General features: G+C 66.0%; 17 protein-coding genes. 10 read left to right on the top strand and 7 right to left on the bottom strand.

All coding sequences use genetic code 11. The features are described from left to right. Positions 1 to 70: 70 nt before the first annotated feature. A complete protein-coding gene (locus MPARV_RS0113135) occupies positions 71 to 439 on the bottom strand; it encodes a class I adenylate-forming enzyme family protein (protein WP_202948834.1) in 369 nt (122 codons plus the stop codon). A 69-nt stretch (positions 440 to 508) separates the two neighbouring features. Between MPARV_RS0113135 and MPARV_RS0113130 the strand changes: the two genes are divergently transcribed. The 4 genes from MPARV_RS0113130 to MPARV_RS0113115 all read left to right on the top strand — a co-directional run bounded on the left by MPARV_RS0113130 (position 509) and on the right by MPARV_RS0113115 (position 4,123). After that, complete coding sequence (locus MPARV_RS0113130) at positions 509 to 1,804, top strand: ATP-binding protein (RefSeq protein WP_020378595.1); 1,296 nt, start codon at positions 509 to 511, stop codon at positions 1,802 to 1,804. Positions 1,805 to 2,076: 272 nt separating this feature from the next. After that, positions 2,077 to 2,337 carry a hypothetical protein gene (locus MPARV_RS0113125; protein ID WP_012229148.1) on the top strand — a complete coding sequence of 87 codons (261 nt, stop codon included), beginning with the start codon at positions 2,077 to 2,079 and terminating at the stop codon, positions 2,335 to 2,337. A gap of 15 nt (positions 2,338 to 2,352) precedes the next feature. After that, positions 2,353 to 2,625: a DUF2442 domain-containing protein gene (locus tag MPARV_RS0113120; RefSeq protein WP_100221325.1), complete on the top strand. Its 273-nt coding sequence runs from the start codon at positions 2,353 to 2,355 to the stop codon at positions 2,623 to 2,625. 130 nt (positions 2,626 to 2,755) lie between these two features. Continuing rightward, positions 2,756 to 4,123, top strand: a complete 1,368-nt coding sequence (locus MPARV_RS0113115) for an ISNCY-like element ISMipa1 family transposase (protein WP_031278566.1) — start codon at positions 2,756 to 2,758, stop codon at positions 4,121 to 4,123. Between the two features lie 324 nt (positions 4,124 to 4,447). Here MPARV_RS0113115 and MPARV_RS0113110 read toward each other — a convergent pair whose 3' ends face one another. The 5 genes from MPARV_RS0113110 to MPARV_RS0113080 all read right to left on the bottom strand — a co-directional run bounded on the left by MPARV_RS0113110 (position 4,448) and on the right by MPARV_RS0113080 (position 7,576). Next, positions 4,448 to 4,828, bottom strand: coding sequence for a PIN domain-containing protein (locus tag MPARV_RS0113110; protein ID WP_020378593.1), 381 nt, complete (start codon positions 4,826 to 4,828; stop codon positions 4,448 to 4,450). Beyond that, positions 4,828 to 5,067 (bottom strand): ribbon-helix-helix protein, CopG family, encoded by a 240-nt coding sequence (locus MPARV_RS0113105; protein WP_012229152.1) that lies wholly within the window; start codon positions 5,065 to 5,067, stop codon positions 4,828 to 4,830. The genes MPARV_RS0113110 and MPARV_RS0113105 overlap by 1 nt, the downstream gene beginning before the upstream one ends. A gap of 266 nt (positions 5,068 to 5,333) precedes the next feature. After that, positions 5,334 to 5,798, bottom strand: coding sequence for a hypothetical protein (locus MPARV_RS24160; RefSeq protein WP_172636570.1), 465 nt, complete (start codon positions 5,796 to 5,798; stop codon positions 5,334 to 5,336). Between the two features lie 315 nt (positions 5,799 to 6,113). After that, positions 6,114 to 6,302 carry an AMP-binding protein gene (locus MPARV_RS0113085; RefSeq protein WP_020378589.1) on the bottom strand — a complete coding sequence of 63 codons (189 nt, stop codon included), beginning with the start codon at positions 6,300 to 6,302 and terminating at the stop codon, positions 6,114 to 6,116. A gap of 14 nt (positions 6,303 to 6,316) precedes the next feature. After that, the gene (locus MPARV_RS0113080; protein ID WP_020378588.1) at positions 6,317 to 7,576 is read right to left on the bottom strand and encodes a lipid-transfer protein; all 1,260 of its coding nucleotides are present in this window, start codon (positions 7,574 to 7,576) and stop codon (positions 6,317 to 6,319) included. A 134-nt stretch (positions 7,577 to 7,710) separates the two neighbouring features. Here MPARV_RS0113080 and MPARV_RS0113070 point away from each other — a divergent pair, with 134 nt between their 5' ends. Continuing rightward, on the top strand, positions 7,711 to 8,700 hold the full coding sequence (locus MPARV_RS0113070; RefSeq protein WP_157789624.1) for a hypothetical protein: 990 nt from the start codon (positions 7,711 to 7,713) through the stop codon (positions 8,698 to 8,700). Here the strand turns inward: MPARV_RS0113070 and MPARV_RS0113065 are convergent. Then, positions 8,690 to 10,207 carry a tetratricopeptide repeat-containing sulfotransferase family protein gene (locus tag MPARV_RS0113065; RefSeq protein WP_157789623.1) on the bottom strand — a complete coding sequence of 506 codons (1,518 nt, stop codon included), beginning with the start codon at positions 10,205 to 10,207 and terminating at the stop codon, positions 8,690 to 8,692. The genes MPARV_RS0113070 and MPARV_RS0113065 overlap by 11 nt on opposite strands. A 132-nt stretch (positions 10,208 to 10,339) precedes the next feature. On the opposite strand from MPARV_RS0113065, the gene MPARV_RS0113060 reads away from it, so the two are divergent. Genes MPARV_RS0113060 through MPARV_RS0113040 form a run of 5 tightly spaced genes read left to right on the top strand, consistent with a single transcriptional unit; the run spans position 10,340 to position 14,772 of the window. Continuing rightward, positions 10,340 to 10,987 carry a hypothetical protein gene (locus MPARV_RS0113060; protein ID WP_031278567.1) on the top strand — a complete coding sequence of 216 codons (648 nt, stop codon included), beginning with the start codon at positions 10,340 to 10,342 and terminating at the stop codon, positions 10,985 to 10,987. Positions 10,988 to 11,009: 22 nt separating this feature from the next. Continuing rightward, a complete protein-coding gene (locus tag MPARV_RS0113055) occupies positions 11,010 to 12,215 on the top strand; it encodes a hypothetical protein (protein WP_020378583.1) in 1,206 nt (401 codons plus the stop codon). Positions 12,216 to 12,246: 31 nt separating this feature from the next. Next, positions 12,247 to 13,551, top strand: coding sequence for a JmjC domain-containing protein (locus MPARV_RS22840; protein WP_020378582.1), 1,305 nt, complete (start codon positions 12,247 to 12,249; stop codon positions 13,549 to 13,551). Positions 13,552 to 13,581: 30 nt separating this feature from the next. Continuing rightward, positions 13,582 to 14,028 carry a hypothetical protein gene (locus tag MPARV_RS0113045; protein WP_020378581.1) on the top strand — a complete coding sequence of 149 codons (447 nt, stop codon included), beginning with the start codon at positions 13,582 to 13,584 and terminating at the stop codon, positions 14,026 to 14,028. Between the two features lie 42 nt (positions 14,029 to 14,070). After that, a complete protein-coding gene (locus MPARV_RS0113040) occupies positions 14,071 to 14,772 on the top strand; it encodes a hypothetical protein (protein ID WP_020378580.1) in 702 nt (233 codons plus the stop codon). Positions 14,773 to 14,896 lie beyond the last annotated feature (124 nt).

Genomic DNA, 14,896 nt, shown 5'->3' with positions numbered 1-14,896 from the left:
CTCGCGGCTCGCTCAACGGAAGTCCTGCACCTTCGCTGTGGCCAGCGAAGGGCTGGATAACAGCGGGCGATCAGTCGGCGTCGGCCATCTCGGTTCGGCTGACGTGCTTCATGATCTTTCCGGACGGGTTGCGAGGGATCGGACGGACGATCAGGTCGTGGGGCACCTTGTAGTGCGAGAGGCGTTCCCGACAGAACTCCTGGACCTGGGGGAGGGTGATCGTTGCACCCTCGACCGGGGTGATGATTGCGACGATGCTCTCGCCGTAGGTGAGGTGCGGCCTCGCCACGATGGCGCAGTCGGCGACGTCGGGGTGTGCGGCCAGGGCGTTCTCCACCTCGATCGAGTAGACGTTGTGCCCGCCGGTGATGATCATGTCCTTGATGCGGTCGGTGAGCGTCATGTACCCGTCGGCGTCGAGCCGTCGTAGCCTGGACACGCCGAAACTGTAGCGTGGAACCCACCGAAACTGTAGCGTAGGACGCGCCGAAACTGTAGCGTAGGTGCTGTGAGTTCGCACTCCCTCGCTGCTGAGCACTACCTGCCCCGGACCGTCGACGGTGAGCTGGACGAGCTGTTCACAGGAGCGGCTGCCATCTCACTTGAGGGTGCCAAGGGCGTGGGCAAGAGCGCCACGGCAGCGGAGCGTGCCACCAGGACCTTCCTCATGGAGGATCCTGCAGTTCGTGAAGCGGTGGCCGCCGCGCCGGAACTTCTGCGGGGCACCGGGCCGGTGTTGATCGACGAGTGGCAACACCTGCCGATGACCTGGGATGTTGTCCGGCGGGCGGTGGACGCCGGTGCGGCTCCGGGCCAGTTTCTGCTCACCGGCTCGGCTTCGTCGTTCAGCCCGGGTAGTCATAGTGGCGCCGGAAGGATCTTGAAGGTGCGCATGCGCCCACTCAGCCTCGCCGAACGTGGCCTGAGTTCTCCGATGGTCTCCCTCGCCGCCATCCTGACCGGCACCCAACCTGATGTGTCCGGCGAGACATCGGTTGGGCTGCCGGAGTACGTCGACGAGATCTGCGGTTCGGGCTTTCCCGGCATTCGGGGATTGCCACATCGGGTGCGGCGCGCTCAGCTGCGCGGTTACGTGGATCGCGTCGTGGATCGCGACATGGTGGAGGCGGGACTCAGGGTCCGAAAGGAGGCGACGCTGCGGCGTTGGATGGCTGCGTACGCCGCTGCGACCTCAAGCGTTGCCTCCTACGAGAAAATCAGGGATGCGGCAACGTCGGGGGAGGGCAACAAGCCCGCCCGCAGCACCACCGAACCGTACAGAAACATGCTGGAACGGCTGTTCATCCTCGATCCGCTCCCGGCTTGGCAACCCACCCTGAGCCACCTGCGTCAGCTCGCAGCCGCTCCCAAGCACCACCTGACCGATCCGGCGCTGGCCACAACCCTGCTCGGTCTCGGACCTGCATCGCTGCTGCACGGCGACCAGGGGCCGGTGCCTCGACCACAGGACGGATCGTTGCTGGGGGCGTTGTTCGAGTCGCTGGTCACCCTGGGGGTCCGCACGTACGCGCAGCGCGCGGAAGCGTCGGTTGGACATCTCCGAACCCACCGCGGCGACCATGAGGTGGACCTGATCGTAAAACGCGATGATGGACGCGTTGTGGCGATCGAGACCAAGCTGGCGACCACCGTGAGCCAGGACGACACCGTGCACCTCCGCTGGCTTCGTGACCGGTTGGGCGACGACCTGCTCGACGCCGTGGTGGTGACGTCGGGGCGCTATGCGTACCGCCGTCCCGAAGACGGCGTGGCGGTGGTGCCTGCGGCTCTGCTGGGCCCGTGAGCAGTCGCCTGTCAGCTGATTGGCGCTCAACCTGCCCGAGAGCGGCAGTGGCGATCTCCCCATCGACCCGCCAGCTACGAAGGAGACCCCCGACTCGCTGGGGGTTATCGGCCAACGGTCCCGTGATGAATGCGATCGCCGCAGCCGCGACCGCCTCGGGGGGCCGCTCCCGCAGTGCCCGTGTCGCGGGAGCGCCTCCTCCATCGAGTCCAGGTCTTCGCGGCTGATCAGCACAGCCGCCGGAGTGCCGTCTTGGTGATGACCATCCGTTCGTGCTGCTGCTGCACTCGACCAATGATGTCGGAGACGTTGTTGCGGACGGTTCGCACGGACTCGGTGGACGTGACGCGATCGTGTCACACGACACCCCGGCTCAGATGCTTGCTGGCCGGTTGCCGCCGAAGGTATTGCGAGAGGTTCAAGATTTGCTCTCGTCGCATCGTTCGCTGGCGACCATGGCATTCCATGCAACCCTTGACCACGCCTTCCCAGGTACGCTGGAAGAAATGCTGGATCGAGGCGACGGGCGATGAGAAGGGGATGGGATGATGGGCACTGACGAGTACGTGCTGGTCGACGTGACCGATGTGCGGGTGCTGTCTCGTTACGTGACCGAGCTGACATTTGATGATGGATCGGTGAAGGTCATCGACCTGGAGGATTGGCTGACCGGACCTGACTTCGGCTGGTTGCTGGAGGACTACCCGGCGTTCTGCGAAGTGACGGTCGATTCCGAGTCCGGCACGATTCGATTCTCGAATGGCGCGGAGTTTTCTCCGGCTGGTCTGTACCTGGCCGCCAAGGCGGCCGTCCCGGCCTAGATACTTGCCCCTGAAATAGTCGTGAGATATGTCGTTCAGTGTTGGGGTGGGTCGATTCGCGTGCGGGAATCCGACACGCGATGATGGCTCCGATCACAGAAGTGAAGCCCTGAAGATCGGAGCCATCATCGTGTTACGTACCGTATGTCCTCAGCCGACGTTGTGGGAATCGATGTTGCCACCGGAGGCTTTGGTGATGGCCCCGGAACTGGTCTCGGTTGATCGCCTGTTGGACGACCCGAGGTTCTTTGAGCCGTTCCGTGGGTGGTTCGACCCGGACTTTGGTCGACCGTCGATCCCGATGGAGACGTTCTTGCGGTTGATGTTCTTGAAATACCGGTATCGGCTCGGGTTCGAGACGTTGTGCGCTGAGGTGTCGGACTCGTTGAGCTGGCTTCGATTCTGTCGGATCCCGCTCGGGCAGCGGGCACCTCACCCGTCCACGTTGATGAAGATCACCAAACGGATCGGTCCGTCCACGATCGAAGAACTGAACGTTGCTTTGGTCGGGAAGGCCGTCGAGGCAGGAGTCGTAGATGTGTGCTGGTTGCGGGCCGACACCACCGTCGTGCCGGCCGACATCAAGTACCCAACCGATTCGGGGATGCTGACCAAAGGCTGTGCATCGCTGGCACGGCTGGTGGGCCGGATCCGAGACGTCGGGGTGGCACCACGGACCGCCTTTGATGACCCGACCGAAGCCGCCCGACGTCACGCACACCGGGTTGCCTCCAAGCTCCGCAAGCGCACAGCCGAAGCCAAAGGCGAGGTGTTGGCGGTCACCGGCGAGCTGGCCGATCTGGCCGAATCGGTGGTGGCACAGGCCAAACGGGTCCTGAAGAACGCCAAACGAGTCGAGGATCGGCCGGTGCGACGTCTGCGCTCAATGCTCGCCGATCTCGAACATCTCATCGACGCGGTCGAACAGATCATCGCTCAGACACGGCTCCGGCTCGCTGGAGTCATGCCGGAGTCGAAGACACGACGGGTGTCGCTCTTCGACGGTGACGCACGCCCGATCCGGAAAGGATCCCTTGCGAAGCCGACCCAGTTTGGTTACACCGGCCAAGTCACCGACAACCCAGACGGGATCGTGTTGGACTACGAACTCGAAGCGGGGATCCCACCCGACGGCCCCCGCCTCGGACCGGCGATCGAGAGGATCATCGCAGCGGTCGGAGCAACTCCTGATGCTGTCACAGCAGACCGCGGTTACGGCCTCGCATCGGTCGACACCCAGCTCGAAGATCTCGGTGTCGACCTGGTGGCGATTCCCCGCAAAGGTCAACCCGGCACTGCGCGCCGCGACGCCCAATCCGAGGACCGGTTCGTCGAGTTGGTCAAGTGGCGCACCGGTTCCGAAGGGCGCATAGCCACCCTGAAACGGCAACACGGTTGGGAACGAGCCCGCAACCGCGGACTCGAAGGCGCACGGATCTGGTGCGGATGGGGCGTCCTGTCCCACAACCTGGTCAAGATCGCCGGCCTCACCCACTGACCCACCCCAAGGTCACGACCCCGAACATCATCCACGCCGCTCTGACCGGCCGCGCCTACCAACCCGAACACCCCTCACCACGAGGGCAGTTCACCGCTCAAACCGGCCAACCCAACCACTATTTCAGGGGCAAGTAGATAGTGGCGCCGCGAGGATCGTGAAGGTGCGTTTGCGCCCGCTCAGCCTCGTCCTGCATCGCTGCTGCACGGCGACCAGGGGCCGATCCTTCGGCCACAGGACAGCTCGCACGGGTTCGGTGGACATGACGCGGTTGCGTCACACGGTGTGAGGAGCCTCAACGAGTCGATGCCAAGCGAAGCAGCGCTACCAGGCTTCGACCCGGACCTCGCTCATGGGGAAGTCCTGCACGTTTGCGGTGGCGAGGGAAGCGGAGATCCCAACTGCTGCCGCAGCGATGAGACAGTCGGCTTGGTGCAGTGTGGTTCCCGCTGCGGCAAAGTCGCGGCGCCAGGTTCCGGCGAGGCGGCCTTCGGGGACGCCGAGCGGTGCCAATTGAAGGCCGCGAAACAGTCTCACCGCATGGTTTTCCTCGTCGGGGTGGAGCCCACGCCAGATCTCCTCGACCGAGATGGCGCACACCCACGGCTGAGTTCCCAGGCGTCGCAAGCCGGCGACCCGGTCGGCGGCCGGGCGCCCTCGAAGCGCGTCGATGAGCACGGTCGAGTCGAGGAGTAGGCGGGCCACTATCCGGTGCGCCGGCTGTCGGCTTCACGTTGTGCGCGCACCCATGTGGCCGGGTCGTCGTCCCATGCGTGCCCCGAATCGGCGAGGGAGCCGAGGGCCGATTCCACATCGTCCCAACGTCGTTCGTCGTCGAGGGTCTGGCGCACCGCTGCTTCGATGTACGCGCTTCGTTGGCGAGTCCCGGCGCGACGGTCGAGCTCTTCGACAAGTTCGTCGTCCAATGTTATGTGCAAACGCATGTGTGGAAGTTAGCCCACAGGAATGGCATACCGCCCCGGTGGAACTCCTGCGCTTCGATGCGGGTGAAGGGGCCAGGTGCAGGCGGTCGTTCCGCTGCAGTTCGTGAAGCGTCGGTCGGTCATCTCCGAACCCACCGGGGCGACCATGAGGTGGACCTGATCGTCGAGCGTGATGACGGGTGTGTTGTGGCGATCGAGACCAAGGTGGCCACCACCGTGAGCCGCTGGCATCGCGTGTCGATGTGGCCCGCCGGTGGACTCGGTGATCAGCCTGGGCCCCACACCGACATGGCGGTCAGGAACGCTACGGCTACCGCGATGACGGGCACCAGGATTGTCAGAAGCTTGCTGATGATCCGGTCGGCTTGTGCGTCGATTCGTTTCTCGACCTTCTCAAAGCGGAGATTTGTGCTTTCGGCGGCCTTGTCGAAACGAAGATTTGTGCTGTCGGCGGCCTGGTTGAAACGAAGATTTGTGCTGTCGGTGGCCTGGTTGAAACGGAGACCTGTGATTTCGGAAATTTCGTCCAGCCGCGAGTCGACGTTGTCGAATCGGAGGTCCACGTTCTGAAAGCGCAGGTCCATGCGTTCTTCGAGTTGGTCGAGGTCGCGTTTGGTGGTGACGTCGGCCCATCCCACGGGTGGAAGCAGTTCCATCATGGTGTTGGCTCCTCGCTCGTCGAGTACTTCTTCGAGCTGCTGGTGAAGATGGTACCGGTCGTGCTCGGTCATCGTCATGGCATATGCCTCCGAATCGCTGGGTGGGTTGATTCACCATACGAACGGGCAGTGACGGTCAAGCCAAGCTGAGCTGGGCTCTGGCGGTCGGACGTGTCAACCGCTGAGGAAAGCGCAGACCGGCTCGAGCACGCTGGTGAGGTCGACCGATCCCGACCGGGGGTACGCCACGACGGTCGTGCGACAAATGGAGGACTGCCTCCACTCGCATGCCGCAGGTGGCGATGACGTTGACGCCCACCCACATGATGCGGTGGTGGTCGAACAGGGCACCCTTCGGTTTGCCGGTCGCCCCCGTCGTGTAGAGGATCAACGCATCGTCGACATCAACGCCACCCGGTCGCCCTTGTTCAGGCCGAGGCCTGCCAGGGCACGGGCGGCGCGGTCGACCGCCTCATCGAGTTGGGCGTAGGTCAAGTCGATATCGCCAAACTTGAGCGCTTCGGCGTCGGGGATGCGGCGGGCGGTGGCGCGCAGTGCGCCATCGATCGTAGGCATGGTGTGGCTCCTTGTCAGCGGTCGGCGCGTTGGTAGGCGGTGACGACGGCGGCGCCGCCCAGGCCGATGTTGTGTTGCAGGCCGGCCGTGACGTCGTCGACCTGCCGTGCTTCGGCGGTGCCGCGCAGTTGCCAGACCAGTTCTGAGCCCTGGGCCAGCCCGGTGGCGCCCAGCGGGTGGCCTTTGGAGATCAGCCCGCCGGAGGGGTTGACCACCCAGCGGCCGCCGTAGGTGGTGTCGTCGTTGTCGATCAGCTTGTGGCCTTCGCCCTCGGCGGCCAGGCCCAGTGCCTCGTAGGTGAGCAGCTCGTTAGTGGGGAAGCAGTCGTGCAGTTCGATCACCTGGAAGTCGTCGATGCCCAGGCCGGCCTGCTCGAACACCTGACGGCCGGCCTCCTTGGTCATGTCGTAGCCGACGAGGGCAGCCGCGGTGCCGGCTTCGAACGTGCTGGCCAGGTCGGTGACGATGGTCTGCCCGACGATCTCGACCGCCTGGTCGGCCAGGCCGTTGACGTCGACGACCTCCTCGCTGGCGAGCACCGCAGCGCCGGAGCCATCGGAGGTGGGGGAGCACTGCAGCCGGGTGAGCGGCGGGTACACCATCTTGGCGTCGAGGATCTCCTGGAGCGTGTAGACGTCCTGGAACTGGGCGTAGGGGTTGTTGGCCGAGTGTCGATGGTTCTTCTCGCCGATCTTGGCGAAGTGCTCCGGTGTCGAGCCGTACTTCTCCATGTGCTCGCGACCGGCAGCGCCGAACATGTAGGGCGCCGGCGGCATGGCGAACTCGTACAGTTCGCCGAGGGCCATCATGTGCTTCATCAGCGGCTGCTCGCGGTCCTCCGCGCCGATCGCCAACGAGCCCTTCTCCATCTTCTCGAAGCCCACCGCCATCACGCAGTCGGCACGACCGCCGCGGATCGCTTCGGCGCTCAGATACAGGGCGGTCGACCCGGTGGAGCAGTTGTTGTTGACGTTGGTGATTGGGATGCCGGTCATGCCCAGCTCGTAGACGGCCCGTTCACCGCAGGTGGAGTCGCCGTACACGTAGCCGGCGTGCACCTGCTCGACCCGGTCGTAGCCGACGCCCGCGTCCTCAAGCGCTTCGGTTCCCGACTCCTTCACCATCTGCGGGTAGTCCCAGCCCTCGCGGGCTCCGGGCTTCTCAAACTTGGTCATCCCGACGCCGATCACGAAGACCCGCTCGTTGTGCTTGCTCATGTCGCTTCCCCCTGCCCCGACGTTAGCGACCGCATGCCCCGCCATGTCGTCGTTCATCCGTGCAGGATGCGGGTGTCGAGGTGAACCGACGGGCGGAGAGCCCCGTGGGGGTCGTCGGAGCCGATGCGTCCGGTTTGATCCACGTGTGACGACGGACGTTCCACTTGGGACAGCTCGCTACGCTGCGAACGATGCAACTCAGGAATGTGGGTGCGGCGGTGGCTGTGGCAATGGCGGCCGAGCTGGCCGCCGACCGCCTGGGGCCGAGGTTGTTGCCGGCCTTGCCGCCCGGCGAAACCGAAGCCGCGTTCAAGCTGGGACGCCTGCGGGAGCTGCGTCGCAGCGGCCACAGTCCCCGAGTGCTGATCGTCGGCGCGTCACCCAGCGGTACCTGCCTTGACCCAGCCGCCATCTCAAGTCGCGGGGTGACCGGCCGGGTATTCAACGCCTGCCTGATTGGCGCGACGGTTCCCGTCCTGCGCAGGTGGCGTGAGATGTGGAAACGCGAGGTCGCTCCCGAGGTAGTGCTCGTCGGTGCCCAGCCCATGATGTTTCTTCCTCCTGGGCGTTACGCCAACTCGGTCATTCGTGATGTGACCGCTCTTGAGGCCGCCTACGAACCTCCGTCGAGCGCGTACCCCCTCGCCCTGTGGCGTTGGCGACGAGAGTTGATCGGTGCGCTGAATCGGCGAGGCGAGCCCGAACCCCACTCGCATAAGACCACAAATGGGCAGCACCTGGCGTTAATGCAGCGACACCGGCCCGACGGCTTCTTGGAGGCGTTCTTGGACGTACCGCTCGCCGACGGGCTTCGGATGCTGCCCAACGATTGGTACGAGTACATCGGGTTTGATCCGCATACTCCACCGGACGTCGACCCGTATCTGCGTTTCCTCGATGAGCTTCGTTGTGATGGGATCCATCCGATCGCAGTAATCCCGCCGCTTCGTCTATCTGCCAGCCCGTCGACGTCGCTCGGCGGGCCGGAGGCCTACCCTGGCGCCGACGAGTTGATTGAGGCCGCTACCGACCAGTCGTTCGAAGTAGTGGACTTTCGGCCGCTGGCGAACGACGACGACGATTTCTCTGACGTCTTCCACGTGAACCGGGAGACAAGCCGACGGCTGAGCGAGGCCTGCGGTGACGCGCTGGCCCGTTTGGCGCCGAAGGTCAGGGTGTGATGCCGAGCGTGCCGAGCACCGGAGCCAACTGTTGGCGGTAGCGCCGCCAACGGCCAACCGAGCGCAGGTGCGCCGGTTCGCTGGCGTGGGTGTAGCTGGGGGTGTTGATACGGGCTGATGTAGCGCGGGTGGAGAGCAGGGCGGTCGGATCCAACCCAAGGCCGAGGAAGTTCGATATTTTGGTGGTTTCGGACTCCGGGCTGGTGACGAGTTGCTCGTAGTCCACCTCGATCCAACGGAGGGTGGTGACGTCCCGAACGGCCTCCCAGAGGCCGATAACGCTGTTGTAGAGCTGGGCAGCGCCGTCGAGCGAGTTGAGCTGCGCCGTGCCAGGGTTGTCAGCGAACTGCTCGACATAGGCGCTGAGCACCGCGTCGGCAGGGTGCCGTCGGGCGACGATCACCGCCGTGTCGGGAAATGCCAGCTCGATCACCCCGAGGTACATCACGTTGAGCGGCAGCTTGTCGATGACCAGCGATGAGCGATCGACAAGCTGCGCGTCGATCACCCGCTGGTAAGCGGTACGAATCGCCTCGGGGTCAGAAGGTTGCGTCGCGCTCAGCAGCTGCAGGTATCCCCGACCGGTCGCTGCGCACACCTGGGCCACCGCCTGTCCGATCGCCTCAACCTCGCGAGTCGAAGTGACCCCGGGAGCGGACGTCAGCAGACTCTCGATCAGCGTGGTGCCCGAGCGGGGAAAGCCGACGACGAAGGCCGTCGGGCCTGCCCACGAACCTGCCTCAAGTGGCTCGGCGTCGGTCGCTGCTGAGCCACGCCGCGGACCTCGCCGGCGTTGCACGGTGGACAGCCGGTCGAACCATGGGCTGATCGGCGAGTGGTGACTGCGTTGTGCGGCGATCTCGTTGGCGAACGTGACCTGCTCCCAGGCCTCCTCAGCATGGTCGCCCAAGTCGAAGCACCGTGCCCGCTCGGCGTGGATCAGCCTCGGGTCGGCACCTTCGGCGCTCGGGTCGATCCGGTCCAACACCTCGAGGGCCTCGCCGCAGGCGCCCGAGCGCCGGAGGAGGCGGGCCCGCAACAGCTGCGACGCCGGGTCGGACACCGCGAAACGGTCGAGCAGGGTCTGCGCCTCGGCGGTGCGGTTGGACAGCTCGAGGATTTGGGCCAGCACCGGCACGCTGCTCGGGTGGGGCGACTCCAGCTCGACCGCTCGCGACAGGGTCTCGATGGCTTGGTGGCCGTCCTCGCACTCCCAGCTGCCGACGCCGACGAAGTGCAGAACGTTCGGGTCGTCCGGAGCGAGCTGGGCGGCCAGGTGCTGGCTGACACGTCCCGAGTGACGATCACCGTCGCGAATCTGGCACAGTCCAAGCAGGGCAAGGGCGCCGGTGTGTTGCGGATCGCTGTGCACCGCCCGTTGTGCGTGAAGGCGGGCGGCTGTGCGGTCGCGCGTGTCCTCGGCCTCGACAGCGCTTGTGAACCACCGGTCTGCTTCGGAGCGGAACGTCGCGTCACACCCCACCATCTGGGCCTCCCATCGCTTCAATCACCGATGGTAGACCGTCGCGTTCGACGGTCATACGGTGAGATCGTTCACGCTGTTGCCGTGAATGAGATATGGTCCGTCGCTTCGCAGATGGGTCGAACCTCCAGCGGTTCGCGATATGAGGAGAACGAAGTGAACACCGAAGAGACGTCGGTTGAAACGACGGGCGAGCAGATTCAGAGCCGCCGTGACGCACTGCGAAAGGGCGGCACCGCAGCGGCAGTCGTCGCCGGAGCCTGGACCGTCCCGGTGATCACCGGCATGGGGGTGTCACCAGCGGGCGCCGCGGCCTGCTCGGCGACCAACACGGTGAACGTCAGCGGCACTGCGTCGGCCAACACCATCTTCGGGCCGTTCAGCTCCGACAGCGGGGGCTGCTCCGATCCTGCCGCATGGAAGGGCGACACCATGGGCCCAAACGTGGTGCCGGTCGCCGTCGCCGGCGGAACGGCCACGATCAACGTTTCGGCCAAACAGCCACAGGGAAACATCGATAACCCGTGCCTCCATACGGTGGCGTCGGTCGCCGGTGTCCCGAGCGCTACATGGGCGCCTCCGCCCAGCACCACGGTGTGCTCCGACTCGGTGGTCACCTCCGTCGCCTGCAACGTGACGTTGATGGACGTGTTGTCATGCCCCCCGCTCGGCATCGCCAACGACAACGCGTGCTGGCGGACTGGCGCCGGGGGGTGCAGCGCAGCGCTCAGCGGCTCGGCCAGCGGCCAGGTCACCGTCAACTGCACGGTCACCGTCACCGGCAGCTACGAGGCCGAGGCGTAAGGCTTCCATCGAGGCCGATCACGTGGAGCGCAAGTCAGTCGCCATCCACTACGGCGATGTCCGTTTCGACGTGCTGGCGCCCGAAGCGGTGTGCGATGCCCTGGCCGTCGACCCAACGGTCGAGCGCACCGTCGCCCTCACCGAACGCTACGACGTCGTCGTCACGCGGGTCGAGGGCGGCCACCTGGTCGAGGGGGGCATCGAGCGGGAGTTGTTGCGGACCGCCTCGCCGGCGGCGGTCGCCGAAAGCGTTCGGGTGTTGTGCAACCGGCTGACAGTGCTCAGCCGCAGCGATGAGTGGACGCTGCACGCCGGGTGCGTGGCGCTCAACGGCACCGCGCTCGCCCTGATGGCCCCCTCGGGCACCGGCAAGTCCACCCTCACCGGCTATCTGGTGAGCAGGGGATGGGAATACCTCTCCGACGAGCTGGCCAGGATCGAACCCGGGGGCGCCCGAGTGCGGGCGTTCCCGAAGCCGATGAACCTCAGCGTCGCCTCGCTGAGCATGATCGAGGCCGAGCGTGGTCGGAGCGCGGTGATCGACACTGGCGAGGATGGATCGGAGGTGTCTGGGACCCAGCGATGGGGTGCCTACAGCGCGGAGCATTTGGGCGGCACCACCAGCACCACCGCATGTCGGCTCGGGGCGATCGCCGTGCTCAGCCGAGCCGACGCCGACGGGAGCGTCCCACGCGCGTCGGCGATGACAGGCGCTGACCGTGCGGCGGCGCTCCTCGCCAACCAGACCAACTTCTTCGAGGCGGGCGACGCGCTGGACAAGGTCCGACGGTTGGTGGCAACCGTGCCGATGGCACGCGTGGACATCGGCGACCTGGCCGGCACCGAAGGCGCGCTGACCGAATGGCTGGATCGAGAGCCCGCACCGATCGCGGGCACCGACGTTGAGTTTTCGCCGGTGAGCGACGACCGGGCGGTCGACTCGAGGATGGCTCACGGCGCGATGTCGTTCCCGCTCAGGGCGCCGTCAGCGACGGCGATCGAGTTCGACGACGGCACCATGCTCCTCTTCGATCGCGCCGAGCGCGGATACCTGGTGACGCAAACGTGGGCGCTTCGCCTGCTCGACCGAGCCGACGGCCGCAGCACCGTCCAGCGGCTGGCCTGCGAGGGCAACGTGCCCACCCCGTCGGCGATCGAGTTCTTTCGTGGCGCCGAGCTCGCAGGGATGCTGAATCTGTCCGGGTCACTGATCGGTGGCTTGCGTTGAGCCCCGCCGGGCACTGGCAGGGCGTCTTGCCGTGGAACTGAGCGACGTTAGGAGCGTCGTCGTCCGCCCGCTGGGGCACACCGGGGAGGTCACCGGACAGGCCGACGAGGGCGAACAGCGTTTGGCCCGAGCCCAGGCACGGCGCCATCGTCGTTCGTTGGAGCAGATCGCCCGGTACTTTCCGGGCCTCGACACCGCCACCGTCGATGCCGGTCACGGCCTGCCGTCTCACCATCGCCAGGTGGGGATCGACCTCGCGGCGACGATGGCCGGCATCGACGAGGTGCTGTCGGGCCAGGATCTGATCGGTCGAACCGAGGGGTTTTATGATGGCTCCCAACAGGCGATCGACGCCATCTTCGCATCGGATCCGTCGACGTTGGTCGGCGCCCAGATCGACTCGGCCAGGCTGGAGGAAGCGCTCGCTGCGGGGCTCACGATCAGGATCAACGGGGTCCAGCCACGCCTGCCGCAGGTCGACGACCTCTGTCGGCAGGTGTCCTTCGCCCTCGCCACCCTCCCGAACGCCAACGTGTACCTCAGCGGATCGACGGCGCCCGGGCTTCGCGCCCACGTCGATTCCCACGACGTCTTCATGGTGCAGCTCGCCGGTTCGAAAGGCTGGGAGTGCGGTCGGAGCCTCCACGTGCCCCAGCCGGGGAGCGGGGGAGATCGCGACCTCGGCCGGATCGACTGGGCCGGGACCCTCGAAGCCGGCGATGGGCTGCACCTGCCCCGGGGCACGGTGCATCGTCCCATCCCCAACGGCAGCCTGTCGGTTCACGTGTCGGTCGGCGCCCGGCGACCGGCATGGGCCGACGTGGCCACCTGGATCGGCGTGGACCTGCCCAAAGGGTTTCGGGCCGACGTGCCGGCGGCGCTCGCCTGCGGTGCCGCGTCGTTCAACGACGCGATCACCAACGACTGCACCGAACGGGCGCTTCACCACCTCGACCCAACCTCGGTGGAGCGGGCCTTGGCCCGGTACCGGTTTGGTCTTCCGGTCGTTCGCAGCGCATCGGTGGGGGCGGTGCGACTCGCCATGGCTCGTCCTGCGGCGGTCTCGGTGAGATGGTGCGCCCCGGGAGGGCTCTGCGTGGCGGTCGATCACGACGGCCCGGCGACAGGTGACGGCGGGTCTTCGGCAGCCCGGTTGACCGTTGGCGCCGCCGGTCACGTGTTCACCATCGGCCCGGCCGACATCGAGCCACTGGCTGGTCTGCTCGAAGGCGACCAGGTGACCAGCGGGTCCTGGGCCGGCCTCGCTGCTGGGGAGCGGGCGGTGGCGATGTTGAGCCGTCTCGGCCTGGTGGAGCCAGTCGAGTTCCTGGAATAGTCTTGCGAACCCATCTCACGAAGGCAGGCGATGGACAGCTCCACTATCAGTGACTGGAAGGCGGTCGAGGACCTGTTGCTGATGCCGTGGGACCTCGATGTGATCCCACGACGCACGACGGGAACCCGGCTGGCGTTGCTCGCCGATGAGGCGGTCGTTCTTCGGCCCAACGGGGAGTCGGCGCAAATGAATGCTGCCGCAGGCATGCTGCTGGCCGCGGTCGACGGCGTCACCCCGGTGCGGTCGATCATCGACTCGGTCTCACAGACCAACCGGATCCCGCCGGCCGAAGTGGCCCGTTACATCCCAAATGCGTACAACCAGTTTGTGCACCTCGGGGTGCTGGAACCGGCCGACGGAACGTCGGCCGAAACCCCGCCTCTCGGCGTCACAAGCGCGGGGCCGCCACCCAACGAGGTGGAGCCCACCGGCACCTTCGCCCCCGACGGGCGGCCGCTGCCACCGGTCGATACTTGACTGGGCAAACGCCTGCGCCTCGGTGAGGCGCGCTTCCTTGACTTGGACATCCCGTTCCACCGCATTGCGGTGGCGGTCGACGACGACCTCCTCTACGAGCGGCTGCGCACCGTGTTGGCCCCACATCTGACGCCGAGCTACCGGGCGCTCGGCATGTCGATCGTCACCAACAAGACCCTCCGCGGCTTCGGACCGACGTCGTTTGACCTCTTCGACCTCACCGGCGTGCGCCTGGCCCGCGCACGCTCCCGCGAAGAGGTCGAGCGTCGTCTGCTCGGGTTGCTGTCGCCGTTGCTGCCCGATCCCTCCCGCATCCGGACCTTCCTCGATTTTCGGGTAGCGGTGCGGTCTGGGCAGGTAGTCTTGATCCAAGCGCCGGTCGCCGACTCGATCCGGGTGATGCGCGCCCTCGACCGAGCGGGTTGGAGCATGGTCGACTCGATGATCACCGAGGTCGATCTCCACACGGGCCGCGCCCTGCTCAGGGGGCCGCTGCAGCCCCAGATCGCTCAACCGCCGGTGGTGGCCGAGCCGCAGATCGGCGCCGTGATCTTTGCCGGGCTGGGGGAGGCCAGCGAGGCTCGCCTGTGTGCGGCGCTGTGCCAGCGGCACCTTCAGCTCAAGGATGGGCTCGACGTTCACGACTCCTTCGATTGTTTGGTTCGGATCGCGGCCGAGGCCACGTCGTTCGTCAGCCAGGATGACGGCGAGATCGCAGACTGGATCAAGCACCATTTGGCATAGCGATGATCCCCGGCAGCGGCGGTGCCCGGTGATAACCGAACCGCTCGGGACACCTGTTGAACGGTCTACGATGTTTTGATGGTCGACCGCATCTGCCGTCCGTTAGGTACTTGCCCCTGAAATA

It is taken from the genome of Candidatus Microthrix parvicella Bio17-1, assembly GCF_000299415.1.
Classification (GTDB): Bacteria; Actinomycetota; Acidimicrobiia; order Acidimicrobiales; family Microtrichaceae; genus Microthrix; species Microthrix parvicella.
The sequence above is the reverse complement of the archived record's forward strand: the minus strand, read 5'-3'. Positions and strand labels throughout refer to the sequence as shown.